General features: G+C 72.1%; 28 protein-coding genes. 19 read left to right on the top strand and 9 right to left on the bottom strand.

Annotation, left to right across the window (positions count from 1 at the left end; genetic code table 11):
- Positions 1-3: 3 nt before the first annotated feature.
- Positions 4-558, bottom strand: a complete 555-nt coding sequence (locus tag AB0J97_RS18040) for a helix-turn-helix domain-containing protein (RefSeq protein ID WP_364089770.1) — start codon at positions 556-558, stop codon at positions 4-6.
- 89 nt (positions 559-647) lie between these two features.
- Here AB0J97_RS18040 and AB0J97_RS18035 point away from each other — a divergent pair, with 89 nt between their 5' ends.
- Positions 648-1,664, top strand: a complete 1,017-nt coding sequence (locus AB0J97_RS18035) for an aldo/keto reductase (RefSeq protein ID WP_364089767.1) — start codon at positions 648-650, stop codon at positions 1,662-1,664.
- A 188-nt stretch (positions 1,665-1,852) separates the two neighbouring features.
- Here the strand turns inward: AB0J97_RS18035 and AB0J97_RS18030 are convergent, their stop codons facing one another.
- A complete protein-coding gene (locus tag AB0J97_RS18030) occupies positions 1,853-2,797 on the bottom strand; it encodes a LysR substrate-binding domain-containing protein (protein WP_364089764.1) in 945 nt (314 codons plus the stop codon).
- A 95-nt stretch (positions 2,798-2,892) separates the two neighbouring features.
- Here AB0J97_RS18030 and AB0J97_RS18025 point away from each other — a divergent pair, with 95 nt between their 5' ends.
- The gene (locus AB0J97_RS18025; protein ID WP_357698274.1) at positions 2,893-3,444 is read left to right on the top strand and encodes a peroxiredoxin; all 552 of its coding nucleotides are present in this window, start codon (positions 2,893-2,895) and stop codon (positions 3,442-3,444) included.
- Positions 3,441-3,977 (top strand): carboxymuconolactone decarboxylase family protein, encoded by a 537-nt coding sequence (locus AB0J97_RS18020; RefSeq protein WP_357698276.1) that lies wholly within the window; start codon positions 3,441-3,443, stop codon positions 3,975-3,977. Before AB0J97_RS18025 ends, AB0J97_RS18020 begins: the two co-directional genes overlap by 4 nt.
- Positions 3,978-4,084: 107 nt before the next feature.
- Here AB0J97_RS18020 and AB0J97_RS18015 read toward each other — a convergent pair whose 3' ends face one another.
- From AB0J97_RS18015 to AB0J97_RS18005, 3 genes are all read right to left on the bottom strand, one after another.
- Positions 4,085-5,116, bottom strand: a complete 1,032-nt coding sequence (locus AB0J97_RS18015; protein WP_364089759.1) for an FUSC family protein — start codon at positions 5,114-5,116, stop codon at positions 4,085-4,087.
- 88 nt (positions 5,117-5,204) lie between these two features.
- Positions 5,205-5,852: a TMEM175 family protein gene (locus tag AB0J97_RS18010; RefSeq protein WP_364089756.1), complete on the bottom strand. Its 648-nt coding sequence runs from the start codon at positions 5,850-5,852 to the stop codon at positions 5,205-5,207.
- A 90-nt stretch (positions 5,853-5,942) separates the two neighbouring features.
- A complete protein-coding gene (locus AB0J97_RS18005; RefSeq protein ID WP_364089753.1) occupies positions 5,943-6,611 on the bottom strand; it encodes an alpha/beta hydrolase in 669 nt (222 codons plus the stop codon).
- Between the two features lie 180 nt (positions 6,612-6,791).
- Here AB0J97_RS18005 and AB0J97_RS18000 point away from each other — a divergent pair, with 180 nt between their 5' ends.
- Positions 6,792-7,883 (top strand): ring-opening amidohydrolase, encoded by a 1,092-nt coding sequence (locus tag AB0J97_RS18000; RefSeq protein WP_357698284.1) that lies wholly within the window; start codon positions 6,792-6,794, stop codon positions 7,881-7,883.
- Between the two features lie 79 nt (positions 7,884-7,962).
- On the top strand, positions 7,963-8,499 hold the full coding sequence (locus tag AB0J97_RS17995) for an SseB family protein (protein WP_357698286.1): 537 nt from the start codon (positions 7,963-7,965) through the stop codon (positions 8,497-8,499).
- 94 nt (positions 8,500-8,593) lie between these two features.
- On the opposite strand, the gene AB0J97_RS17990 is transcribed toward AB0J97_RS17995, so the two are convergent.
- Positions 8,594-8,974, bottom strand: coding sequence for a hypothetical protein (locus tag AB0J97_RS17990; protein ID WP_357701341.1), 381 nt, complete (start codon positions 8,972-8,974; stop codon positions 8,594-8,596).
- Positions 8,975-8,999: 25 nt separating this feature from the next.
- Positions 9,000-9,383: a hypothetical protein gene (locus tag AB0J97_RS17985; RefSeq protein ID WP_357701340.1), complete on the bottom strand. Its 384-nt coding sequence runs from the start codon at positions 9,381-9,383 to the stop codon at positions 9,000-9,002.
- 267 nt (positions 9,384-9,650) lie between these two features.
- Here AB0J97_RS17985 and AB0J97_RS17980 point away from each other — a divergent pair, with 267 nt between their 5' ends.
- From AB0J97_RS17980 to AB0J97_RS17955, 6 genes are read left to right on the top strand one after another with little or no spacing between them, the layout of a single operon-like run.
- Complete coding sequence (locus tag AB0J97_RS17980) at positions 9,651-10,232, top strand: A24 family peptidase (RefSeq protein WP_357701338.1); 582 nt, start codon at positions 9,651-9,653, stop codon at positions 10,230-10,232.
- A 43-nt stretch (positions 10,233-10,275) separates the two neighbouring features.
- A complete protein-coding gene (gene aroC, locus AB0J97_RS17975; protein ID WP_357701336.1) occupies positions 10,276-11,457 on the top strand; it encodes a chorismate synthase in 1,182 nt (393 codons plus the stop codon).
- Between the two features lie 37 nt (positions 11,458-11,494).
- The gene (locus tag AB0J97_RS17970) at positions 11,495-11,995 is read left to right on the top strand and encodes a shikimate kinase (protein ID WP_364089746.1); all 501 of its coding nucleotides are present in this window, start codon (positions 11,495-11,497) and stop codon (positions 11,993-11,995) included.
- Positions 11,992-13,062, top strand: a complete 1,071-nt coding sequence (gene aroB, locus AB0J97_RS17965; RefSeq protein ID WP_364089743.1) for a 3-dehydroquinate synthase — start codon at positions 11,992-11,994, stop codon at positions 13,060-13,062. The genes AB0J97_RS17970 and aroB overlap by 4 nt, the downstream gene beginning before the upstream one ends.
- Positions 13,059-13,493 carry a type II 3-dehydroquinate dehydratase gene (aroQ, locus tag AB0J97_RS17960; RefSeq protein WP_357701330.1) on the top strand — a complete coding sequence of 145 codons (435 nt, stop codon included), beginning with the start codon at positions 13,059-13,061 and terminating at the stop codon, positions 13,491-13,493. Before aroB ends, aroQ begins: the two co-directional genes overlap by 4 nt.
- Entirely contained in the window at positions 13,490-14,242 is a 753-nt protein-coding gene (locus tag AB0J97_RS17955; RefSeq protein ID WP_357701328.1) for an SGNH/GDSL hydrolase family protein, read from the top strand. Before aroQ ends, AB0J97_RS17955 begins: the two co-directional genes overlap by 4 nt.
- Positions 14,243-14,416: 174 nt before the next feature.
- Here AB0J97_RS17955 and AB0J97_RS17950 read toward each other — a convergent pair whose 3' ends face one another.
- Positions 14,417-16,390 carry an ATP-dependent DNA helicase gene (locus tag AB0J97_RS17950; protein ID WP_364089738.1) on the bottom strand — a complete coding sequence of 658 codons (1,974 nt, stop codon included), beginning with the start codon at positions 16,388-16,390 and terminating at the stop codon, positions 14,417-14,419.
- Positions 16,391-16,781: 391 nt separating this feature from the next.
- Between AB0J97_RS17950 and AB0J97_RS17945 the strand changes: the two genes are divergently transcribed.
- Positions 16,782-17,810: a hypothetical protein gene (locus AB0J97_RS17945; protein WP_364089735.1), complete on the top strand. Its 1,029-nt coding sequence runs from the start codon at positions 16,782-16,784 to the stop codon at positions 17,808-17,810.
- 63 nt (positions 17,811-17,873) lie between these two features.
- Positions 17,874-19,481 carry a Na+/H+ antiporter gene (locus tag AB0J97_RS17940; RefSeq protein WP_357701322.1) on the top strand — a complete coding sequence of 536 codons (1,608 nt, stop codon included), beginning with the start codon at positions 17,874-17,876 and terminating at the stop codon, positions 19,479-19,481.
- Positions 19,482-19,557: 76 nt separating this feature from the next.
- Here AB0J97_RS17940 and AB0J97_RS17935 read toward each other — a convergent pair whose 3' ends face one another.
- On the bottom strand, positions 19,558-19,815 hold the full coding sequence (locus AB0J97_RS17935) for a UBP-type zinc finger domain-containing protein (protein WP_364089732.1): 258 nt from the start codon (positions 19,813-19,815) through the stop codon (positions 19,558-19,560).
- Positions 19,816-19,977: 162 nt separating this feature from the next.
- On the opposite strand from AB0J97_RS17935, the gene AB0J97_RS17930 reads away from it, so the two are divergent.
- From AB0J97_RS17930 to AB0J97_RS17905, 6 genes are all read left to right on the top strand, one after another.
- Complete coding sequence (locus AB0J97_RS17930; protein WP_364089729.1) at positions 19,978-21,162, top strand: aminotransferase class I/II-fold pyridoxal phosphate-dependent enzyme; 1,185 nt, start codon at positions 19,978-19,980, stop codon at positions 21,160-21,162.
- A 133-nt stretch (positions 21,163-21,295) separates the two neighbouring features.
- The gene (locus AB0J97_RS17925) at positions 21,296-21,682 is read left to right on the top strand and encodes a hypothetical protein (RefSeq protein WP_364089726.1); all 387 of its coding nucleotides are present in this window, start codon (positions 21,296-21,298) and stop codon (positions 21,680-21,682) included.
- A gap of 47 nt (positions 21,683-21,729) precedes the next feature.
- Positions 21,730-22,056, top strand: a complete 327-nt coding sequence (locus AB0J97_RS17920) for a DUF202 domain-containing protein (protein ID WP_364089723.1) — start codon at positions 21,730-21,732, stop codon at positions 22,054-22,056.
- Positions 22,057-22,386, top strand: coding sequence for a DUF202 domain-containing protein (locus tag AB0J97_RS17915; RefSeq protein ID WP_352324107.1), 330 nt, complete (start codon positions 22,057-22,059; stop codon positions 22,384-22,386). It abuts the gene before it with no gap.
- Between the two features lie 50 nt (positions 22,387-22,436).
- On the top strand, positions 22,437-22,751 hold the full coding sequence (locus AB0J97_RS17910) for a hypothetical protein (RefSeq protein ID WP_357701313.1): 315 nt from the start codon (positions 22,437-22,439) through the stop codon (positions 22,749-22,751).
- 174 nt (positions 22,752-22,925) lie between these two features.
- Positions 22,926-23,378 (top strand): hypothetical protein, encoded by a 453-nt coding sequence (locus AB0J97_RS17905; protein WP_357701311.1) that lies wholly within the window; start codon positions 22,926-22,928, stop codon positions 23,376-23,378.
- Position 23,379 lies beyond the last annotated feature (1 nt).

Genomic DNA, 23,379 nt, shown 5'->3' with positions numbered 1-23,379 from the left:
GGCTCAGGCGCCTGACGCAGAAGTGGGCCTGCGCAGGCCGTCGAACATCACGGCCAGGGCTCTGGTCCGCAGGTCGTCGCTCCAGTTGTTGTGCTGCGCCGCCAGGCAGGCGGCGCTGAGCAGGGCGAGCAGCTCCGCCATGCCCACGTCCGCCCGCACCGCCCCGGCCTCCTGCGCGCGCACCAGCAGCGCGCTGATCGCGCCCTTGATGTCGGGCGCGCCCGCCTTGGCGTCGATGCCGGCGCTGGCCAGGGCGTCCACCAGGATCCTCTTGACCGTCGAGTGGGCCACGATGCGGTCGAAGAACTCGAAGAAGGCCGCACCCGCGTCGGCGGCGCCGGCCAGCTCCTCGGCCATCGCGGCCAGCCGCTCCTGCCGGTCGGTCACGATCGCCTGGTACAGGGCCTCCTTGGTGGGGAACTGGCGGTAGATCGTCCCCACGCCCACCCCGGCCAGTGTGGCGATCTCGCGCATCGAGGCGTCGAGCCCGTCGCGGGCCAGCACGACCTCGGCCGCCTCCAGCACGCGGGCACGGTTGCGCCGGGCGTCGGCACGCATGGCTCCTCCTCGCGTTGACATCCGGAACCGTTGTTCCGTATCGTTCCCGGCATCCAAGCGGAACAGTCATTCCGATTCTAGGGGCTTTCGTGGACTTCCAGACCATGGGACGTTCTGGGCTGCGCGTCTCCCGCGCGTGCCTCGGCACCATGAACTTCGGCACCGAGTACGGCCTGGCCGCGGGCGACGAGGCCGAGGCGGGCCGCGTCATCGACGCCTACCTCGACGCGGGCGGCAACTTCATCGACACCGCCGACCTCTACCACCGGGGCGAGACCGAGGAGATCGTCGGCCGGGCGCTGCGCGGCCGGCGCGAGTGGGTCGTGCTGGCCACCAAGGGTGCCATGCCGGTCGGCCCGGAGGGGCGGGGCCTGTCCCGGCGGCACCTCACCCGCGCCCTGGAGGCCAGCCTGCGCCGCCTCGGCACCGACTACATCGACCTCTACCAGTGCCACCAGTGGGACCCTGGCACGCCCATCGAGGAGACGATGGCCACCCTCGACGGCTTCGTGCGCTCGGGCAAGGTGCGCTACCTCGGCTGCTCCAACTTCACCGCCGCCCAGCTCGTCGAGGCGCAGTGGGCCGCCGAACGGGTGGGCGGCACGCCGTTCGTGAGCCTGCAACCGCAGTACTCGCTGATCCAGCGGGTCGTCGAGGCCGAGATCCTGCCCGCCTGCGCCCGGTTCGGCCTCGGCACGGTCGTGTACGGCGCGCTCGGCGGCGGCGTCCTGACCGGCCGCTACCGGCGCGGCGAGATCCCCGACCCCGACAGCCGCATGGGCCGCCTGCTCGGCGCCGCGATGCCCGGCGCGACCCGCTGGGCGCAGTCGCTGCTCAACGACCGCAACCTGGCCGTCGCCGAAGGGCTGGCCGAGGTCGCGTCCGGACTCGGGGCCGACCCCGCCGCGGTCGCCCTGGCCTGGGTCGCGGGCCGTCCGGGCGTCACGTCGGTGCTGCTCGGGCCGCGCTCGGTACGGCAGCTCCAGGAGAACCTGGCCGCCTTCGACCTCGCCCTCCCGCCCGACGCGACCACCCGCCTGGACGACCTCTCCGACCCCACCCCCACCCCCACCGACGGCTCCTTCTTCCACCTCGTCCCCCGCTGACCCCGAACCGGCGTCCGCCACGTCAGCCTCGAACAGGGGCTGCGCATCGCCCGTGTCGCGGTGGGCGGCCTCGTCCAGGTGTGCGACCTCGGGCTCCTGGAGGCCGCGGACCTCGCTGTTCGGGCGTGACGCCCATCCCGACCTGATGACCAAGGCCGCGGCGGAGATCGCCGCGGCGCTGCGTGCGTTCAGGAGGTGAGTCTGACCGGGAGGCGGCGTTGGCGGATGGCGGTGCGGATGGCCTTGGCGAGCTGGGCGTACTCGCTCACGCGGGCCGAGGAGGCGCGGTAGGCCAGGCCGATCGTGCGGCCCGGGGCCGGGGCGGCGAAGCGGCGCAGCGACAGGCGTACCCGCTTGCCGGTCTCCACCGGCACGGCCGACTCCGGCAGCAGCGTCACGCCCAGACCGCCCGCCACGAGTTGCACCAGCGTCGGCAGGCTGGTCGCGTACGTGGTCGCGGTGGCCCGCGCGCCCACTTCGCGGCACACGTCGATGGCCTGTTCGCGCAGGCAGTGGCCCTGGTTGAGGAGGACGATGTCCAGGCCCTTGAGCGCGTCGCGGTCGAGCGGGGCCGGGTCGGCGGCCAGGGGGTGGTCGCGGGGGAGGGCCAGCAGGAACTCCTCGTCGTAGAGCGGCGCCTCCACCAGGCCGCCCACGTCCGTCGGCAGGGCGAGCAGGACCAGGTCGAGCCGCCCCTCGCGGATCTCCTCCACGATCGTGTCCGTCTTGGCCTCGTGGACGGTCAGCTTCAGGTGCGGGAAGCGCTGGGCGAACATGGGCAGCAGCGCGGGCAGCACGTACGGCGCCACGGTGGGGATCACGCCGAGGTGGGCCGGGCCGCTGAACGGCTCGCGGTTCTGGGCGGCCTCGCCCATCAGGTCCTCCACGGCGGCCAGAACCCGCCAGGCGTGCTCGGCCACGCGCTCGCCGGCGGGCGTGAGCAGCACCTTCCGGGTGGTCCGCTCCAGGAGCTGTGTGTCCAATATCTCCTCCAATGAGGCGATATTTCCGGACAGGGTGGGTTGGCTCATCCTCAGTGCCGTCGCCGCCTCCCTGAAGTGGAGATGCTCGGCCACGGCGAGGAAGGAGCGCAGCTGAGCGAGGGTGGGCGTGGGCTCACTGATAGGAATCACCTCTCAGATTGGTTCGACTGCTCGATTTCTCGAATCAATGGTAGGTGCGGCAACGTAGGTGCCCTGACCCGCACTTCCTCCAAAGGAGAAGGAACTTGCTCACCGTCGGTGACCGCTTCCCCGAGTACGAACTCACGGCCTGTGTCGACCTCGACCCCGACAAGGCGTTCGCTGAGATCAACCACAAGACCTACGAGGGCAAGTGGCGCGTGGTGTTCTTCTGGCCGAAGGACTTCACGTTCGTCTGCCCGACCGAGATCGCCGAGTTCGGCCGTCTCAACGGCGAGTTCGCCGACCGTGACGCCCAGGTGCTCGGCGTCTCCGTCGACTCCGAGTTCGTGCACCACGCCTGGCGCAAGAACCACGACGACCTGCGCGACCTGCCCTTCCCGATGCTGAGCGACATCAAGCGCGAGCTGTCGGAGGCCTGCGGCGTGCTCGGCCAGGACGGCGTCGCCCAGCGCGCCACGTTCATCGTCGACCAGAACAACGAGATCCAGTTCTCGATGGTGACCGCCGGTTCCGTGGGCCGCAACGTCAAGGAGGTCCTGCGGGTCCTCGACGCCCTGCAGTCCGACGAGCTGTGCCCGTGCAACTGGAACAAGGGCGAGGCCGGCCTCGACGCCCAGAAGCTGCTGGCCCAGTGAGCGTCGACAACCTGAAGTCGCTCCTGCCCGACTACGCCAAGGACACCAGGCTCAACCTGGGCTCGGTCACGACCACCTCGTCGCTGACCGACCAGCAGCTCTGGGGCGCGGTCCTGGCGTGCGCGCTGGCCACCAGGTCGGCGCGGGTCATCGCCGAGCTCTCGCAGGACGCCGCCGACCACCTGTCGGCCGAGGCGTTCACCGCCGCCAAGGCGGCCGCGTCGATCATGGCGATGAACAACGTCTACTACCGCGCCACCCACCTGATCGGCGACGAGACGTACGCGACGCTGCCGGCCAGGCTCCGGATGTCGGTGATCGGCAACCCGGGCGTGGACAAGACGGACTTCGAGCTGTGGTGCCTGGCGGTCTCCGCGGTCAACGGCTGCGGCCGCTGCCTGGAGTCGCACGAGCAGGTGCTGCGGGGCGCGGGCATGCCGCGTGAGCAGGTCCAGGAGGCGCTGCGGGTGGCCGCGGTGATCAACGCCACCGCCGCGACCCTGGAGGCCGAGGCCGCACTTCTGACGGTCTGACCTCCTCGCGAGACCGTGAAGGCGGGCGCCCGTACGGGCGCCCGCCTTCGACGTGCGGGGGGCCCGACGTGCGGGGCTGGACGTGCTGCGGGGGCGGGCGTGCGGGGCTAGCCGGCCTGGGGCTCGTCGAGCGGCGTGAGCGCCTGGCTGGCCTCCTCGTGCTCCAGGCCCGTGGCCTGCAACAGGTCCACCGCGATCGAGCGCAGCTGCGCGATGATGACATGTGCGGAGAAGCCCAGCCGCTCGGGCCGTTCCCGGCCGGCCACCGCGAGCAGCGCCTGCCGGGCCAGCAGGGGATCACGCCCGGCGGCCAGCTCCAGTTGCAGCAGCAGCGCCGCCTCCGAGACCTCCCGCATCGCCTCGGCCAGCGCCGTGGGCGGCGGGCTCGCCTCGCCCAGCGCCGCCAGCGTGCGGCGGACCATCACCCGGGCGTTGCGCAGGGCCAGGTCGACGGGCACGGCGGCGGTCTCGTACCGGGCCAGCGCGGCCCGGCGGTGCCAGTGCAGCGGCGAGATCATGGTGATCTCCTTGCTGGTCTCCAGCGCCATCGCGAACTCCTCGACGGCCGCCTGCGTCGTGCGCGCCTCATCCAGCGCCTCGGCGGCCAGGTCGACGTCCCGCTTCTCGATCGCCTCGGCCGCCTGCTCCAGGACGGTCGACAGCGCGTCCAGCACGCCGGACAGATGCTTGGCCGCGATCGTGAACGGGCTGGCGGGCATCAGCGCGACCGCCGCGACGCCGATGACACCCCCGGTGAGTGCGTCGGCCATGCGGTCGAGGCCGCCGGCGTTCTCGCCGGGCAGCAGCGTGGCCACCAGCACGGCCGAGGACCCCGCCTGCGCGACGAACAGCGCCCCTCCGTTGAGCAGCAGCGCGACGGCCATGGCCAGCCCGACGACCAGCGCGAGCTGCCAGGGCCCCGAGCCGATCCACGACACGAGCAGGTCGCCGACGCCGACGCCGAGGCTCACGCCGACCACCAGCTCGGCGACGCGCCGCAGCCGCTGGCCGAGCCCCACGCCGACGCAGATCAGCACGGAGATCGGCGCGAAGAACGGCCGGGCGTGCCCGAGCAGGTCGACGGCGACGATCCAGGCCAGCGCCGCACCCACCGCGCACTGCACGATCGAGGGCGCCATAAGGCCGAATGTGCCCAGTCGTTCCCTTACGTGATCGCTGAGCCTCGTTCGCACCTTTCCACCTTGGCGGATCTTTGTGACATTGGGGTCACGTTTGCCCCGTGACATCCGGCTGAATCGCGGCCGGCGCGAGCCGCCTGCGGACGAACACGATGACCGCGACCACGACCGGCGTGGCCATCCACACGTACGTGGAGTTCTCGCCGACGCCGAAGGCCAGGACCGCGCTGGCCGCCCACAACACGCCGCACCCCCAGTACACCCAGGCCGAGGTGCCCATGCGCCGCCTGTTCGCGTTGCCGTTGAGCAGCCCCTGCGACAGGGCCAGCGTGAACAGCGCGCCCTGGCAGAACATCAGGATCGCCTCCGTCCCCGCGAACAGCGCCAGCGCGACCCCCTTGGACGCCTGGACGTCGACGTCCGCCGCCGACATCTCGCTCCACAGGTTCATCGTGTACGGCAGGAACGCCGAGAACAGCAGCAGCGGCACGTGCAGCAGCAGGACCGGCTGGGAGACCCGGTGGAGCTGGTCGAAGAGCGTGTGGTGGGCCCGCCAGCTGAACCACAGCATGAGGAAGGCCAGCACGAACGCCACGAAGGAGCCCTGGTGGTGGCCCAGGAAACCGGCGAGGTCACGGAAGTCCTCCTCGGCCGGGCGGGGGATCTCCAGGACGAGCAGCGTGATGGCGATCGCGAACACCGCGTCGCTGAACATCCCGACCCGCTCCGGGGTCATGCCGGGACGGGGAGCCGGTGGGGGGCTGGACACAGCGGGTCTCCGAGAATCGTGGGGGGTGACCAGCATAGAGCTCCGGACGTCCGGGGCTCACCCGTCCAGGAAGGCGTCCACCGCGTCCAGGAAGGCGGCCCGTTCGGTGGCGTGGACGAGGTGCCCGGCCTCGATCGTGACCAGTTCGGCGCCGGGGATCAGGCGGGCCAGCGCGGGGGCGTCGAACGGGCTCTGCCGCCCGCCCGACAGCACCAGCGTGGGCGCCGTGATCCTGCCCAGCTCGGCGGCCAGCGCCGGGTCGGGATCGACGATGTACGGCTCGGTCTGGTGCATCATCCGCCAGTCGAACCCGGTGGAGTCGTCCTCCACGAGAGGCTGCCGCCCCTCGATCGGGTACGGCGGCGTGACGTCCTCCAGCACCAGCCGCTCGACGCGTCCCGGGTGGCGCATGGCCACGTGGTAGGACACCATGCCGCCCAGCGAGTGCCCGACCAGCCGGACGCGGTCGAGGCCCACGTGGTCGAGGAGCGCCACGATGTCCTCGGCCATCGTGCCCACCGCGTACTCGCCGGGCCGGTCGCTGGCCCCGTGGCCGCGCAGGTCGGGGGCGAGGACGTGGTGGCGGGCGGCGAAGTGCTGGGTGATGCCGTTCCAGTCGTTGTGGTTCGCGGTCCTGCCGTGGACGAGGACCAGCGGGGGAGCGGCGGGGTCGCCCTCCTCGCGGTAGACGAGCTTGATGCCGTTGACGTGGGCTTCGCGAATCACATCCGGGAACACTACCTTCGGTGCTTTTGTGAGCTTCGAGGTTCCGCCGAGAGCTTGAGAGGCGAGCGCACCTTGACATCGCGGCGGCCGTTCATGGGCAGACATTGCCCATGAACCTCGCCGGGCCGCTCGGCTAGCGTCGCGACGGTGGGGAAGCCGGTACTGGAGAAGGGGCAACGCATGCCGGACCCGATTGAAGTGCGAAAGGTGCCGATCGAGAGCGTGACCGACGCCTCCGGGCTGTCACGGCTCATCGCGGACGGGGTGATCGAGGCGCGCCGGGTGCTCGCGGTGATCGGCAAGACCGAGGGCAACGGCGGCGTCAACGACTACACGCGCATCCTGGCCGACCGCGCCTTCCGCGAGGTCCTGGCCGAGCACGGCCACCCGTCCCCCGAGAGCGTGCCGCTGGTGTGGTCGGGCGGCACCGACGGCGTCCTCAGCCCGCACGCCACCGTCTTCGCCACCACGGCGGACGCCCCGGCCGGCGACGAGCCGCGCCTGTCGGTGGGCGTGGCGATGAGCGAGGTGATCCTGCCGGAGGACATCGGCCGCCCGGCGATGGTGGAGAAGGTGGCCGCCGGGGTGCGGGAGGCCATGAAGATCGCCGGCATCGACGACCCGCGCGACGTGCACTACGTGCAGACCAAGACGCCGCTGCTCACCCTGGCCACGATCACCGAGGCCAGGAGCCGCGGCCAGGACACCGCCATCGAGGAGACCGGCCCGTCGATGGACCTGTCCAACTCCACCACCGCGCTCGGCATCGCGGTCGCGCTCGGCGAGATCGACATGCCGGCCGCCGACCAGATCCACAAGGACCTGTCGCTGTACTCGTCGGTGGCCTCGTGCTCGTCCGGGGTGGAGCTGGACCGGGCGCAGATCGTGCTGGTGGGGAACGTGCGCGGCATCGGCGGGCGCTACCGCATCGGGCACAGCGTCATGAAGGACGCGCTCGACGCCGACGGCATCTGGGACGCCATCAGGGACGCCGGTCTGCCGCTGCCCGACCGCCCCCACCCCTCCGACCTCGGCGGGCGGCTGGTCAACGTGTTCATGAAGTGCGAGGCCGACCCGTCGGGGCGGGTGCGCGGGCGGCGCAACATCATGCTGGACGACTCCGACGTGCACTGGCACCGGCAGATCAAGGCGGCCGTCGGCGGGGTGGCGGCCTCGGTCACCGGCGACCCCGCGGTGTTCGTCTCGGTGGCCGCCGTGCACCAGGGGCCCTCGGGCGGCGGCCCGGTCGCGGCCATCGCCGACCTCGGCTAGCGCCAGGGCATCACGCCCCGCACCGGCAGGACCGCGCCGGGAACCGGAGCGTGGGCAGCCGCGGGTAGTCTCATTCGCTGTGCCGACCATCCCGCAACCACTCGACCCCGACGACGACGGCAGCGCCGCTCCCGCGGTGGCCGCCGCCCTGGCCGCCTACGAGGCGGGCACGTGCGGCCCCGCCGACGTGCTGGCCGCCCTGAGCGGCGCGCGGCTGCTGGTGCCGGTGGTCGCCCTGCTGACCGAGTCCGAGGTCGGCGAGCACGGGCTGCGCCAGGAGAAGGAGAGCGAGATGGCGCTGCCCAAGCTCGTCGGCGCGGACGGCAGGCACGCGGTGCTCGCCTTCACCGGCACCGACGCGCTGACCAGGTGGCGCGAGGACGCCCGGCCCATCCAGACCGGCACGCTCCAGGTCTGCCGGGCGGCCGTGCACGAGGAGGCCGCGGCGGTCGTGGTCGACGTGGCCGGGCCGGTGCAGTTCGTGATCGAGGGCGAGGTGCTGCGGGCGCTGGCCGCGGTCGAGTCCGGCACCGTCGACCAGCTCAGCGGCGTCACCGTCGCCAGGATGGAGCCGGCCCCGCCCCGCCGCCGCTGGTTCTCCCGCAGAAGCGGCTGACACCGCCCTCCACGCGCCCGTCCCCGCGGACGGCCGGACGCGCCGACGCCCCCGGCCGGTGCAGGTCACCGGCCGGGGGCGTCCGCGGACGTCCTCAGGAGACGGTCAGGTAGAACCCGGTGTCGGCCGCCACGCCGTTGGCGAGCTGGCTGTAGACGGCGACCGCCCGGTAGTGGCCGCCGCAGATCGCCGCCCCACGCTGCACCGCCAGCGAACGCGGGTAGGTGGCCCGGCCCGTCGGCGTCACGTGGATCACCACGGCGCCGTCGTAGTCGATGTCCTCGCCGAGGATCACGCAGTACGTCCCGCGGAACAGGCGCTTGACCTCCTCGACGTTCTTGCTGTCGGCCACCGTGCCGTCCGCCTCGACGACGGCCGAGGCCTGGGCGTACGGGGTGTCCGCGTGCGCCGCCGCCGGAGTCAGGACGGCGGCCGCGGCGAGCGCGGCGACGGCGGCGCGCCGGATGATGTTCATATCGGGTGCTCCTTCGGTTCTCGGATCAGGAGATGGTCAGGTCGAAGCCGCCGTCGGCGAGCCGGCCGGTGCTGGTGTCGTAGACGCCGACCGTGATGGTGTTGGTCTCGTGGCAGGTCGCCGACGGGCTCCGGTAGGCGATGAACGGCAGGCGGCGGGGCGCCCGCGGAGTGATCTGGATCACCGCGGCGGACGTGGTGACGTGCTTGTCGACCATCACGCAGTAGCGGCCGGTCGAGGCCCGCCACGTCTTGAGGATGTTCTTGCCGTTGTTCAGCTCGCCGTCCGCGTCGACGATCGCCGCGGCCCGCGCGTACGGGGCCTGCAGGTCGGCGTACGCGGCGGGGCCGGTCATGATGAGGCTTGCGGCGCTCAGCGCGAGGCCGCCGGCCAGGATGCCACGGAACATGGGTCTTCCTCTCGGTCACTCTTCCGGGGGGGCCACGACAGAAAGTAGGTTCCCGACGACCCTCCGGAGCGCGTGCCACCCCGGCCCGGACGATCAAAGTTCCTTGGGGGATCGCCCCCGAACCCATGACCGCCGGAGTGCGTCGTGGCCCACCGTCCGGAGCGCGAAGGCCCGCCGGGGCGCGGCTTCCCTCTTGGCGAGCGCCATACCCGGACCGCCCGGCGCGATCCCGGGACGGCCGCCGGGCCGCCGCATTAAGGTCGGCTCGTGGTCGCACTGATGGCGCTGCTCGGTCTGGTCGCCGGACGCCAGGTCAGGGCCCTGGCCGACTCCTACGACGACCTCGCGCCCCCGCCGCCCTGGCCGCCCGGCGTGGAAGTGCTGACCGCCGCCGTGACGGCCCTGACCGCCTGGCTCGCCGGGCCGCCGTACGCCGGTCTCGCGCTGGCCGGCACGGCGCTGGCGGTCATCGACTGGCGCACCACCCTGCTGCCCGACGCGATCACGCTGCCCGCGTACCCGATCATCGCACTGACCCTGCTCCCCACCGGGGAGCTGCCGCGCGCGCTCCTTGGCGCGGCGGCGCTGGCGGCCGTCTACGGCCTGCTGTGGTTCGCCCGGCCCGACGCGATGGGGCTCGGCGACGTCAAGCTGGCCGGCCTCATCGGCATGGCGGCGGCCGCGACGAGCTGGCAGGCGTGGGTGGCCGCGGCGTTCGCCGGGCAGGCGCTCGGCGCGCTGTACGCGGTGGCGCTGCTGCTCACCCGGCGGGGTGACCGGCACACCCAGTTCCCTTTCGGGCCGTTCATGCTGCTCGGGGCTTTTGTGGTGCTCTGTCTCGGCTGGTGAACGACGGACATCCCACCCGGCCGCACGTGGAAGACTTGGAGTCATGTTGCGCTGGTTGACGGCCGGAGAGTCCCACGGCCCCGAACTCGTTGCCATCCTCGAAGGACTGCCCGCCGGGGTCGAGGTGACCACGGCCGCGATCGACGAGGCCCTGCGCCGCCGCCGGCTCGGCTACGGCCGCGGCGCCCGGATGAAGTTCGAGCAGGACCAGGTCACGATCGTCGGCGGCGTACGCCACGGCCGCACCATGGGCAGCCCGGTCGCCGTCCGCGTCGGCAACACCGAGTGGCCCAAGTGGGAGAAGGTCATGTCGGCCGACCCGGTCGACCCGGCCGAGCTGGAGGGCCTGGGCCGCAACGCGCCGCGGTCCCGCCCCCGCCCCGGCCACGCCGACCTGGCCGGCATGCAGAAGTACGGCTTCGACGACGCCCGCCAGGTGCTCGACCGGGCCAGCGCCCGCGAGACCGCCGCCCGCGTCGCGCTCGGCGAGGTCGCCAGGCGCTTCCTGAAGCAGGCGCTCGGCGTCGACATCCTCAGCCACGTCACCTCCATCGGCGGCGCGCAGACGCCCACCGAGATCCTGCCCGGCCCCGGCGACCTGTCCAGGATCGACGAAGACCCGGTCCGCTGCTCCGACGCCGAGGGCAGCGCCGCCATGGTCGCCGTGATCGACCAGGCCCACAAGGACGGCGACACACTCGGCGGCGTCGTCGAGGTGCTCGCCTACGGCCTGCCGCCCGGCCTGGGCAGCTACACCCACTGGGACCGCCGGCTCGACTCCCGGCTCGCCGCGGCCCTCATGGGCATCCAGGCGATCAAGGGCGTCGCGGTCGGCGACGGCTTCGAGACCGCCCGGCGGCCCGGCTCGCGCGCCCACGACGAGATCGAGTACACCGCCGCGAGCGGCGTCAAGCGCGTCACCAACCGCGCGGGCGGCGTCGAGGGCGGCATGACCAACGGCGAGGTCCTGCGGGTCAGCGCCGCCATGAAGCCCATCTCCACCGTGCCGAGGGCCCTGGCCACCATCGACGTCAAGACCGGCGAGGCCGCCAAGGCCCACCACGAGCGCTCCGACGTGTGCGCCGTCCCGGCCGCGGGCATCGTGGCCGAGGCCATGGTCGCGCTGGTGCTGGCCGACGCGGCCCTGGAGAAGTTCGGCGGCGACTCGGTGGAGGAGGTCGCCCGCAACCTGTCCGGCTACCTCTCCTCGATGGTGATCAAGTGACGGCCTCGCGGCGCGAACGAGAAGAGGTGAGCGACCAATGACCAGAGCCGTGCTCATCGGCCCGCCCGGATCCGGCAAGACCACGCTCGGACGGCTGCTCGCCGAGCGGCTCGGCGTCGCCTTCCGCGACACCGACGCCGATGTCGAGGCCGTGGCCGGCAAGCCGGTCGCCGACATCTTCGTCGAGGACGGCGAGGCCCGCTTCCGCGAGCTGGAGCACGAGGCCGTGCGCCGCGCCCTGGCCGAGCACGACGGCGTCCTGTCGCTCGGCGGCGGCGCCGTGCTCAACGAGGAGACCCAGGCCCTGCTCGCCGGTCACCACGTGGTCTACCTCCAGGTGGGCCTGGCCGACGCGGTCCAGCGGGTCGGCCTCGCCTCGGCCAGGCCGCTGCTCGTGCTCAACCCGCGCAGCCAGCTCAAGAAGCTGATGGAGGAGCGGCGGCCGGTCTACGAGCGGCTGGCCGTCGTCACGCTCGCCACCGACAAGCGCGAGCCCGGCGAGCTCGCCGACGAGATCCTGGAGGGCCTGCCGGCATGACCGCGACGCGGATCTCCGTCTCCGGCGACAGCCCCTACGACGTCGTGGTGGGCAGCGGCGTGCAGGCCGAGCTGCCGGGCCTGTTCAGGCCGGGTGTGCGCACGGTCGCCGTCGTCCGCCCGCAGGGCCTGCCCGAGCTGTCCCGCCCGGTTCTCGCGGCGCTGGCCGAGGCCGGCTACGAGGTGGCCGACCTGCCCGTCCCCGACGGCGAGGCGTGCAAGACGCCCGAGGTGGCCGCCGGCCTGTGGTCCGCGCTCGGCCGCCACGGCCTGACCCGCTCCGACGCCGTCGTCGGCGTGGGCGGGGGCGCGACGACCGACCTGGCCGGGTTCGTGGCCGGCACCTGGCTGCGCGGCGTGCAGGTCGTGCTCGTGCCGACGACGCTGCTGGCCATGGTCGACGCCGCCGTCGGCGGCAAGAACGGCATCGACACCCCCGAGGGCAAGAACCTGGTGGGCACGTTCCTGCCGCCCGCCGGGGTGCTCTGCGACCTGGCCGTGCTGCCCGGCATGCCGAGGGCCGACTACGTGGCGGGGCTCGCCGAGATCGTCAAGGGCGGCTTCATCGCCGATCCGGAGATCCTCGCGCTCGTCGAGGCCGACCCCGAGGGCGCCACCAGGCCCGACGGCCCCCACACCCGCGAGCTGATCGAGCGCAAGATCCGCGTCAAGGCCGACGTCGTGGGCGCCGACCTGCGCGAGCAGGGCCTGCGCGAGATCCTCAACTACGGCCACACGCTCGCCCACGCCATCGAGCGCGACGAGCACTACACGATCCGCCACGGCGAGGCCGTCGCCGTCGGCATGGTCTACGCCGCCGAGCTGTCCCGGCTGTCCGGCCGCGCCGACCTGGTGGGCCGCACCCGCGCGATCCTCACCTCCGTGGGCCTGCCGGTCTCCTACCGCGCCGACGCCTGGCCGCGGCTGCGCGACCACATGCGGCTGGACAAGAAGAACCGCGGCGCCAAGCAGCGCTTCGTCGTCCTCGACGACCTGGCCAGGCCCGCCCGGCTCGAAGACCCCGCCGAAGAGCTGCTCGAAGCCGCCTACAAGGAGATCGCGCGATGATCCTCGTGCTCAACGGCCCCAACCTGAGCAGGCTCGGCACCCGCGAGCCCGACGTCTACGGGGCCGAGACGCTTGAGGACCTCGCCGAGCTGTGCCGCGACACCGGCCGCAAGCTCGGCGAGCACGTCGAGGTGCGCCAGACCGACGACGAGGCCGAGCTGATCGGCTGGCTGCACGAGGCCGCCGACGGCCGCATCCCCGTCGTGCTCAACCCGGCCGCCTTCACCCACTACTCCTACGCCGTGCGCGACGCCATCGCCCAGCGCACCGCCCCGCTCGTCGAGGTGCACATCAGCAACCCCGCGGCCAGGGAAGAGTTTCGCCACACCTCGGTCGTCGCCGGGGTGGCGACGGGCACGATCGCCGGATTCGGACTACAGTCCTACGTCCTGGCGCTACACGCTATCGCGGAGATGAACAGCAGCTCATGAGGCAATACAAGTCCTTCGTCGCCCTCGGGGACAGTTTCACGGAAGGACTGAACGATCCAGGCCCCGACGGGCACTACCGCGGCTGGGCCGACCGGGTCGCCGAACGGCTCGCCGCGGACGACCCGGCGTTCCGCTATGCGAACCTGGCCGTCCGCGGCAAGCTGCTCGACCAGATCATCGCCGAGCAGGTGCCGAGGGCCGTCGAGATGGGCCCCGACCTGGTGAGCTTCTGCGCGGGCGGCAACGACCTGCTGCGGCCGGGCAGCGACCCCGACGTGATGGCCAAGCGCCTGTCCCGCGCGGTGCGCGACCTGCGGGCCGGAGGCGCGGACGTGCTGCTGTTCACCGGGGTCGACCCGCGTGACACGCCGCTGATGCGGCGGCTGCGCGGCCGGTTCGCCATCTTCTACCTGCACATCCGCTCCATCGCCGACCTCTACGGGTGCCGGCTGGTCGACCAGTGGTCGATGCAGGGGCTGCGCGACTGGCGGGCCTGGAGCGCCGACCGCCTGCACATGAACGAGGACGGACATCGGCTGGTGGCCGCCCGCGTGCTCGACGTGCTGGGGGTGCCGTTCGACGACTGGCGCAAGGAGTGGCCGGAGCGCATGGTCGACCCTCGGGCGCGGCGCCGCGAGGACGCCCTGTGGATCCGCGAGCACCTGATGCCGTGGATGTCCCGCCGCCTGCGCGGCACCTCCTCCGGCGACGGCCTCACCCCGAAGCGCCCCGACCTCACCCCGTTCTAGCTTTCCCGCCGCCGGGTCAGGGCCTTTTCCCGTACGGCTTCGCCTGGTCGGCCCACCCGCCGTACTCCGGCCCGGGGCCGTCCAGGAAACGCCCGCTGACCCTTCACCGGCGGGCCGCCGCGACGCGAGCCCGCCTCGCCCCTCTCCGTGGTGTGCCGTGACCTGCCTGAAAGGTCAGGACTCGGTGGACAGGCGCTTGAGGGCGGCGCGGGGGACGGCCGGGTCGGTGGTGCGCCAGAAGGGCGGCAGCGAGCCCAGGAGGAAACCGCTGTAACGGGCCGTGGCCAGGCGCGGGTCGAGGACCGCGATGACGCCCTTGTCGTTCTGGGCGCGCAGCAGCCGGCCGGTGCCCTGGGCCAGCAGCAGGGCCGCGTGGTTGGCGGCCACCGCCATGAATCCGTTGCCGCCGCGCGCCGCCACGTGGCGCTGGCGGGCCGAGGTGAGCGGGTCGTCGGGACGCGGGAACGGGACCCGGTCGATGATGACCAGCCGCAGCGACGGCCCCGGGACGTCGACCCCCTGCCACAGCGACAACGTGCCGAACAGGCAGGTCGGCTCGTCCTCGGCGAACTGCTTGACCAGCAGCATGGTGGAGTCGTCGCCCTGGCACAGCAGCGGCACGTCGAGCCGCTCGCGCAGCGCCTCGGTGGCGGCCTTGGCGGCCCGCATCGAGGAGAACAGCCCCAGCGTGCGCCCGCCGGCCGCCTCGATCAGCTCGGTGATCTCGTCGAGATACTGCTCCGGAAGCCCGTCGCGGCCCGGCTGGGGGAGGTGTTTGGCGACGTAGAGGATGCCGGCGCGCGGGTGGTCGAACGGCGAGCCGACGTCGATGCCCTGCCAGCGCTTGCTGTCGCCCAGCCCCCACTGCGCGGCCAGCCCCTCGAACGTGCCGCCGAGGGCGAGCGTGGCGGAGGTGAGCACCACCGTGCGCTCGCCGAACAGCCGGTCGCGCAGCATGCCGCTCACGCTCAGCGGCGCGACCCGCAGCATGGGCGGACGGCGGTCGGTGGCGCCGTCGAGCCAGACCACCTCGGCGCGGTCGGCCTCGGAGGCGTGGCCGTAGGCGTCGAGCATGCGGACGGCGGTGTCGTGCACCTCGTCGAGCGCGGTGAAGGCGGCCTTGCGCTGGCCCGCCTTGTCGGGGTCGTCCTTGTCGGCGTTGCGCGGGCCCATGGCGGTGACGCAGCGCCAGGCGGTGTCGCGGATGAGCTGCAGCGTGAGCCCGAGCACCTGCGGCAGCTCGTCGATGCGGCCGGGCGGCGCGGCGGCCAGCAGCGCCTTGAGGTCTTCGCCCGCCTCCATGAGCTGGTCGGCGAGCGGCTGCTCGATCAGCCGGCCGACGCGGCGCACGGCCAGCATCACCGACGCCTCCGACAGCTCGGCGGTGACCACCGAGGTCACCCGGTCAACCAGCTCGTGGGCCTCGTCGACGACGACGACCTCGTGCTCGGGCAGCACCGGCAGGTCGCCCATGGCGTCGATGGCCAGCAGCGCGTGGTTGGTCACCACGACGTCGACCTCGCCCGCGCGCGCCCTGGCCAGCTCGGCGAAGCACTCGGGGCCGCTCGGGCAGCGGGTGGCGCCCAGGCACTCCTGCGCGCTCACCGAGAACTGCCGCCAGGCCTGCTCGCTCACCCCGGGCACCAGCTCGTCGCGGTCGCCCGTCTCGGTCTCGTCGGCCCACTCCTGGATGCGCTGGACCATGCGGCCGGTGGCGCTCACCTCGCGCGGGTCGAAGAGCTGGTCCTGCTCGTCCTCCTCGGGCCAGCCCGCCGTCGCCTTGTAGCGGCACAGGTAGTTGCGCCGGCCCTTGAGGATGGCGAACGTCGGCTCGTGCGGCAGCTCCTTGCCCAGCGCCTCGGCCAGCCGGGGCAGGTCGCGGTCGACGAGCTGGCGCTGCAGCGCGATGGTGGCCGTGGAGATCACGACGGGCGTGTCGCTGTCCATGGCGTGCCGGATCGAGGGCACCAGGTACGCCAGCGACTTGCCGGTGCCCGTGCCCGCCTGGACGGCCAGGTGCTCCTCGTCGTCGATGGCCTTCTGGACGGCCTTGACCATGGTGATCTGGCCTTGCCGTTCGCTCCCTCCGAGAGCGCCGACCGCGATGCTGAGCAGTTCGTCCGTTGACGGGAGATGGGAGTCCGGCACGGTCGTCAACGGTACCCGCAATCCCGGGCCGACGCGCCGGACGCGGTGTGTTCGGCCATGCGCATCCCGGCGTTCACGGGCCCCTTTCGCGGGTCGCGTGGCACACTGTCGATCGGAACTCCAACTGGTCAGGACGATCTTGCTCGTGTGGTCAGTGGGGTTTACGGTCTCAGTGGTGAGACCGTTTAGGTAGGGTTTTCCGGGGTTGAGTGGACGAATAAAGGCTGGTTAAAGCAGTATGTCTGCCATGTCGGAAGTTGTCCCGTTGCCGTCGTTCGGCGAAGTCTTCTTCGATGCACGAGGTCAGGAGCGGTGCCTCCGGGTCACGTGGCATGAGGGCACGTTGGTCCTCAGCCTGTGGCGAGGGGAGATGTGCACAGCGAGCTTCCGCATGCCGATGGAGGACGTCGGCAGGCTGCTCGACACGCTCGACGACGGCTTCGCCGAGGCCACGGGCGAGCAGCCCGCGGTGCCCGCGGCCGATCCGGGCACCGAGGTCATGCCGGGCACCGGCACGTACCACCGGCCGTCCCACCACGCCCAGCAGCAGCCTCCGTCCGCGCTCGACGAGCGGCCCACCGCGTCGTTGTCGCCCAACGACGTGCTGGTGGCGCGCGGCCCGGCGCCGCAGGACAAGCTGGTGGCCTCCTACAGCGAGACCACCGGGCCCAGGGAGACGCCGTCGTACGGCGAGCGCAACCCCTTCACCGGCCCCCAGTACGTCGAGCAGCCCGCCGCCCAGTACCCCGGCGACCCGCACAGCGGCGCCCACTACACCGGCGACCCGTTCAGCGGCCCGCAGTACACGGGCGATCCGCTGAGCGGCCCCCAGTACACGGGTGACGCCTACAGCGGCCCGCAGTACACGGGTGACCCGCTGAGCGGCCCCCAGTACGCCGGCGACCCCTTCACCGGTCCCCAGTACGTCGACAGCAGCGAGCCGGTCTACCAGCTCCCCGGTGACCAGCGCCGCCCGCAGCCGCTGAGCACCGACCCGCTCGGCTTCCCGTCCCAGGCCGCCGACCCCTTCCCGCCGGCCCAGCAGTACCACTCGGACTCGTACGGCTCCTACCAGCAGCCGGCTTCCCCATCTCCGTCCCAGCCTCAGGCCCAGGCCCAGAGCACGGCCGGGCTCGGCACGCCCATGCACGGCATCCCCGGCGCGGGCCGCAGGCACAACCCCGCGCCCGCCCAGGACTCCTACCGCGCGGCCGACACCTACCAGGGCTACCAGCAGTCCCCGCCGCCCAACCCGGTGGACCCGTTGCTGGCGCTCGGCCGCCAGGAGTACCCGCCGCAGTCGTCCGACCCGAACATGGGCCGCCCCTACGTCGGCGACCCCCTGTTCTCGACCGGCGAACGCCTGCGCCCCGACCAGCAGCAGGACTACGACGACGGGCGCGACCGCCGGGAGTGGTGACACCCTCCTCCCGCCCGCCCGGTACGCTCTCGGCATCCACCCGGGTGAGCTGGAGGAGCGTCCTTGAATCCGACCATGGGCCTGCAACTGCTGCTGATGGCCGGTGGCGCGGTCGCGGTGGCGGCCGTGGCGCGGCGGCGGGGCTGGCCGGCCCCGTTGTTGCTGGTCGCGGCCGGGTTGCTGGTCTCGCCGCTGGTGCCGTCGGTGCCGTTGCAGCCCGAGCTGGTGCTGTTCGTGTTCCTGCCGCCGCTGCTCTACTCGGCCGCGCTCGACAGCTCCTACCTGCGCCTGCGTGACGTCAAGCGGGCCGTGGCGCTGCTGTCGATCGGCCTGGTGCTGTTCACCACGGCCGTGGTGGGGCTGGTCGTCCACCTGCTGCTGCCCCAGCTCCCGCTCGCCGCCGCGTTCGCGCTCGGCGCGATCATCGCGCCGCCCGACGCCGTGGCGGCCGTCGCCGTGGGCCGGCGGCTCGGGCTGCCGCGCAGGTCGCTGACGATCCTCATCGGCGAGAGCCTGTTCAACGACGCCACGGCGCTGACGGCCTACCGGGTGGCCATCGGGGCGGCCGTGGGCGGCAGCATCGACCTGCTCCAGGGCGTGGCGCAGTTCCTGTTCGCGGCGCTGGGCGGGGTGGCGATCGGGCTGGCGCTGGCGTTCGTGTTCGCGTGGGTGTTCCAGCACACCCGCGACTCGCTGGTCGAGAACACGCTGATGTTGCTGATCCCGTTCGCGGCCTACCTCGCGGCCGAGTCCGTGCACGTCTCCGGGCTGGGTCCCGAGCCGGTGCACGCCTCGGGCGTGATCTCCGTCGTGGTCGTCGGCCTCTACCTGGGCAACCGCATGCACCAGCGGGGGTTCGGCACCCGGCTGGTGTCCGACGCCGTGTGGAAGGTCACCGACTTCTTCCTGGAGTCGATCGTCTTCGCCCTCATCGGGCTGCAGCTCGTGACCGTGGTCAAGGGCATCACCGGCTACGGCCCCTGGCAGGTGGCCGGATACGCGCTGGCGGTGCTCGGGGTGACGATCGTGTCCAGGTTCGTGTGGGTGTTCGCCTTCACCCCGCTGGTCAAGCTCGTACGGCGGGGCGCGTCGCCGCCCAGCCCGCAGCAGACGGTGATCCTCGGCTGGGCCGGCATGCGCGGCGTGGTGTCGCTGGCGGCGGCCTTCTCCATCCCGCCGGAGATCCCGGCCCGCGACCGGGCCATGCTGCTCTTCCTGACGTTCACCACGGTGATCGGCACCTTGCTGATCCAGGGCATGACGTTCCCCGCGCTGATCAGGAAGCTGCGCGTGTCGAGCGAGCAGGAGCGCTACGAGGACACGCTGGCCGAGGCGGCCGCCCAGCAGGCCGCGCTGGAGGCGGGCCTGGCCGAGCTCGAACGGCTGGTCCAGCAGGAGGGCGAGCCCGACGAGATCAAGAAACAGGTCATCGACCAGCTCAAGGAGAAGTCGTGGCGTCGTTCGCTGACCGCGTGGGAACGCCTGGGCGGCGGCACCGCCCAGGGCGGCGCCGAGACCCCCAGCAGCCTCTACCGGCGGCTGCGCCGTGACATGCTCACGGCCGAGCGCGAGGTGTTCGTGCGGCTGCGCGACGAACGCCGCCTCGACGACGAGGTGCTGCGCGAGGTGATGGCCCAGCTCGACTTCGAGGAGGCCATCCTCGAACGCTGACCCCGACAGACGCCTCCCTCAGAGCCGCCGCCCTGCGCGTGCAGGGCAGGGCAGGGCAGGTTAGGGTCTTGCGAGGTCAGCCCATCTGGTTGTCCACGAAGCACCAGCGCCAGCTCTCGCCCGGTTCGTACGACTGCATCACCGGGTGCGTGGTCTCGTGGAAGTGCTTGGTCGCGTGCTTGTTGGGCGAGGAGTCGCAGCAGCCGATGTGGCCGCACTCGAGACAGCGCCGCAGGTGCACCCACCGGCTGCCGATGGCCAGGCACTCCTCGCAGCCCTCAGGGGTATTCGCCGCCGGGTCGTCGGCCTGGGAAAGATGCTCGCACATTGCCATGAACCAGATCCTAGAACGCGGGCGTCGTCCTCTGCCGTCCGGACCTCTTGTGCGTGTCCTGACCAGCGACGACATCCGGAGGACCGCTGCCAGGCGCGCGGTTCGCAAGGTGGTCGATCAGACTTCTTCTCAGGGGCCCGCACCCAAGGGGAGCGAGAAGTCATGACCGATGTGTTCGCGAAGTGTCGTCTGCCCGAGTATCGGCCGGTCAAGGATCTGGGCGTCTATCCCTACTACCACCCCGTCGAGGAGCGGCCGGGCGACGGGGAGGTGGTGGTCGGCGGGCGGGTGCTGGTGCAGGCCGGGTCCAACGACTACCTCGGGCTGTCGGGGGATCCCCGCGTCAAGGAGGCGGCCGTCGCGGCGGTCCGGCGATTCGGGACGGGCAGCGGCGGGTCGCGGCTGGCGAACGGCTCCCTCGCGCTGCACGAGGAGCTGGAGGCGCGGCTCGCCGCGTTCCTCGGGCGTCCGGCGGTCATGGTGACCAGCGCGGGCTACCTGGCCAACCTCGCACTGGGCGCGCTGCTGGGGCCGGGCGACGTGGTGATCGGCGACCGGCTGGTGCACGCCTGCCTCATCGACGCCGTACGCCTGGGCGGGGCCCGCTTACGCCGCTACCGGCACAACGACCTGGACCACCTGGAACGCCTGCTGGACGCATGCGACCCGGACGCCGGCCGGATGATCGTGACAGAAGGCATGTTCTCCACCTCCGGGGACGTGTGCGACCTGCCGGGCATCGCCAAGCTCGCCCGCGCGTACGGCGCCCGCGTCGTGATGGACAGCGCGCACGACGTCGGCCTGCTCGGGGAGGGCGGACGCGGCGCCGCCGAGGCGCACGGCCTGGAGGAAGCCGTGGACGTGCAGACCATCACCTTCTCCAAGTCGCTCGGCACGGTCGGCGGCGCCGTCGCGGGGCCTGAGGAGATCATCCTCTACCTGCGTCATCACGCGCGGTCCATGGTGTTCACCGCCGCGCTGCCCCCGGCCTGCGCCGCCGCGGCGCTGGCCGCCCTGGACATCGTCGCGGCCGAGCCCGAACGGCGACGGCGGCTGCGCGCGGCGGCCGGGCGGTTGAGCGGCGAGCTGGCGGGGCTGGGGTACGCGGTCGTGCCGTCGGAGCGTCCGGTCATCGCCGTGGCGGTGGGGGAGGACCTGCTGTGCTTCCGGTTGTGGCGGGAGTTGTTCGACGAAGGGGTGTTCACCACGGCCATGGTGTCGCCGGGGGTGCCGCCGGGGCGGGCGCTCATCCGGGTCAGCATCACCGCCACCCACACCGACGCGCAGCTCGACCGCATCACGGCCGCCTTCGCGTCCGCCGGCCACCGATCGGGCCTCCTGTCCTGACCGTCCGGACGGGAGGTACGGCCGTGATCCCAGCGCAGTACGGCTGGTGCGTCGGGGGGTGGGGGTGGAGATCAGGGGATTCCCAGGGTTTCGGGGCCGCCGCGTGCCCAGGAGCGCTGGGTAAGGTCGAGGTATGCGACTCATCAAGAGCCGGTTCGTTCCCCTGGCGCTCTTCGCCGTATGCGTCCTGGCCGCCGGGTGCGGCGAGGTCAACGACACGATCGACAAGGCCCAGGCGTGCCTGGAGGCGCCGAAGATCGTCACCGACCTGGCCGCCAAGGTCAAGGACCTCACCGACGACCCCAAGGCCATGGACAAGGCGCTCGACGACGCCGCGGGCAAGCTCAACGACGTGGCCGACAAGGCCGCCAACACCACGCTCAAGCAGGCCAGCGAAGATCTTGCCAAGACTTTGAGCGGGATCGACGTGCAGAACGTCAACGACGCCGTCGACGCGGCCCAGAAGGTGGCCGGCGAAGCGGTCGACTACGCGCGGCAGGTCGCCAAGGCGTGCAGCTGAAATCCCGGCTTCTCTAGGGGAAAAGGGGACGAATTACCATATAAGGCATGGAGCCCGACCCGCGTTTCACCTTGGCCAACGAACGCACCTTTCTCACGTGGCTGAGCACGGCGCTGGCGCTCAGCGCGGGCGGGGTGGCCATGGCGGCGGTCCCCGCGGACGTGTTCGTGCCGTGGGTCCGCACAGTGCTGGCCGTCATGCTCGTGTCGCTGTCCGCGCTGGCCGCGGGCATGGCCTATCCGCGCTGGCGCAACATCCAGCGCGCCCTGCGCAACCAGGCGCCGCTCCCGCCGCCCGCCCTCGCGGCCGTCTTCGGGTACGGTGTCGCCACCGTCGCCGTCGTCGCCCTCGTCCTCATCATCCTGTCGGTGTAGATGTCACAGGAGATCTGGGACGAGGGCCTGCAGAGCGAGCGCACCCGGCTCGCCTGGGTGCGTACCGCCGTGGCGCTGGCCACGGGCGGGCTCGGCGCCGCCGGGCTCGCGGTGCGCCACGGCCTGCCCGCCGTGGCCGTCGCGGGGTTCGCGCTGGCCGCGCTCTGCGGTGCCGTCCTGCTGATCAGGACCGGGGTGCGGTTCCGCCGGGTCCAGGAGGCCCTGCACGGCGGACGGCCCATCGACGCGGGTCTCGACGCGTTGTTCGCCTGGCTCGGCACCCTCAGCGTCGTGCTGGGGGCTGCCACCTTCGTGCTCACGGTTCGGTGACCCCCGGCTTGCGGCAGGCGGGAGGGGAGGCGGACACTCGAAGGGAGGGGGTGACCTCAGTGGAGGAAGAACGCAGGACCCTGCCCTTGGAGTGCCGCGGCTGCTGGCACGTCTGGGAAGAGGACTACCTCGTCAGGCACGTCGACGACGAGCACGGGAACGCCGCCGAGATCTGGCTCAGGGACGGGTTGGTGGTGCCGCCGCCGTCGTCCGGGGTGATCTGCCCGCATTGCGGCTGTCAGCAGACCACCACGTTCCCGGCCGGGTATCTGGCCCGTCATCCGGAGCTTTTCCGGGCGGCCGAACCCGGCGTGCCGGACGCGACGCCGCTGCTCAGCCCGGTTCCGCCGCGACGTCCGTACTGACGCCGGTCCCGGAGGTGGGCGGACAAGTAGCGAAAATCGCCGGTAAACCATGACACTTGGTGAGCGTTTCGTAGCTTGAAGTGTCATAAATTACGCCTTGCGGAGGCGCACGGTCAGGCGCAGACTCAGGTCTAGACCACCTAGACCACCGAATCCCAGCCGGGGGTGATCCTCGTGCGCGACGGGTTCGAGACCCGCGAGACCTGGCCCTTCGAGTGCCTTCGCTGTCTGCGTGTCTGGGAGGAGGAATTCGTCGTCCGGCATTTCGCCGACGACCACGGCAACGAGGTCGAGATCTGGCTCAGTTCCGGCGTTGCCGTACAACCTCCCTCGTCGGGCGCGTGCTGCCCGGGATGCGGCGGCTATCACGTGACGTCGTTCCCCAGCGGTTACCTGGCCAGGCACCCCGAGCTGCGGCCTGAGCCGGAAGTGCTGCCCGCGCTGCTGCCCGAGCTCACGCCCGGGTTCGGCACCGCGTCCGGCCCGCCGCTGGAGGAGCGGAAGGCGCCCCTGCCCGGGGCGCCCCTGGCCGGCCGGTTGCTCGTCGCGATCGGGGTGCCCGTCGCCCTGTTCATCGGGTACGAGCTTTACCGGAGCCTCGTGGCCGTCACGCCCGTCCACCATTAGC

Origin of the sequence: Nonomuraea sp. NPDC049607 (assembly GCF_040675375.1) — a bacterium.
Taxonomy (GTDB): Bacteria; Actinomycetota; Actinomycetes; order Streptosporangiales; family Streptosporangiaceae; genus Nonomuraea.
Note: the sequence above shows the minus strand (reverse complement) of the source record. Positions and strands in the feature narration are given on the sequence as shown.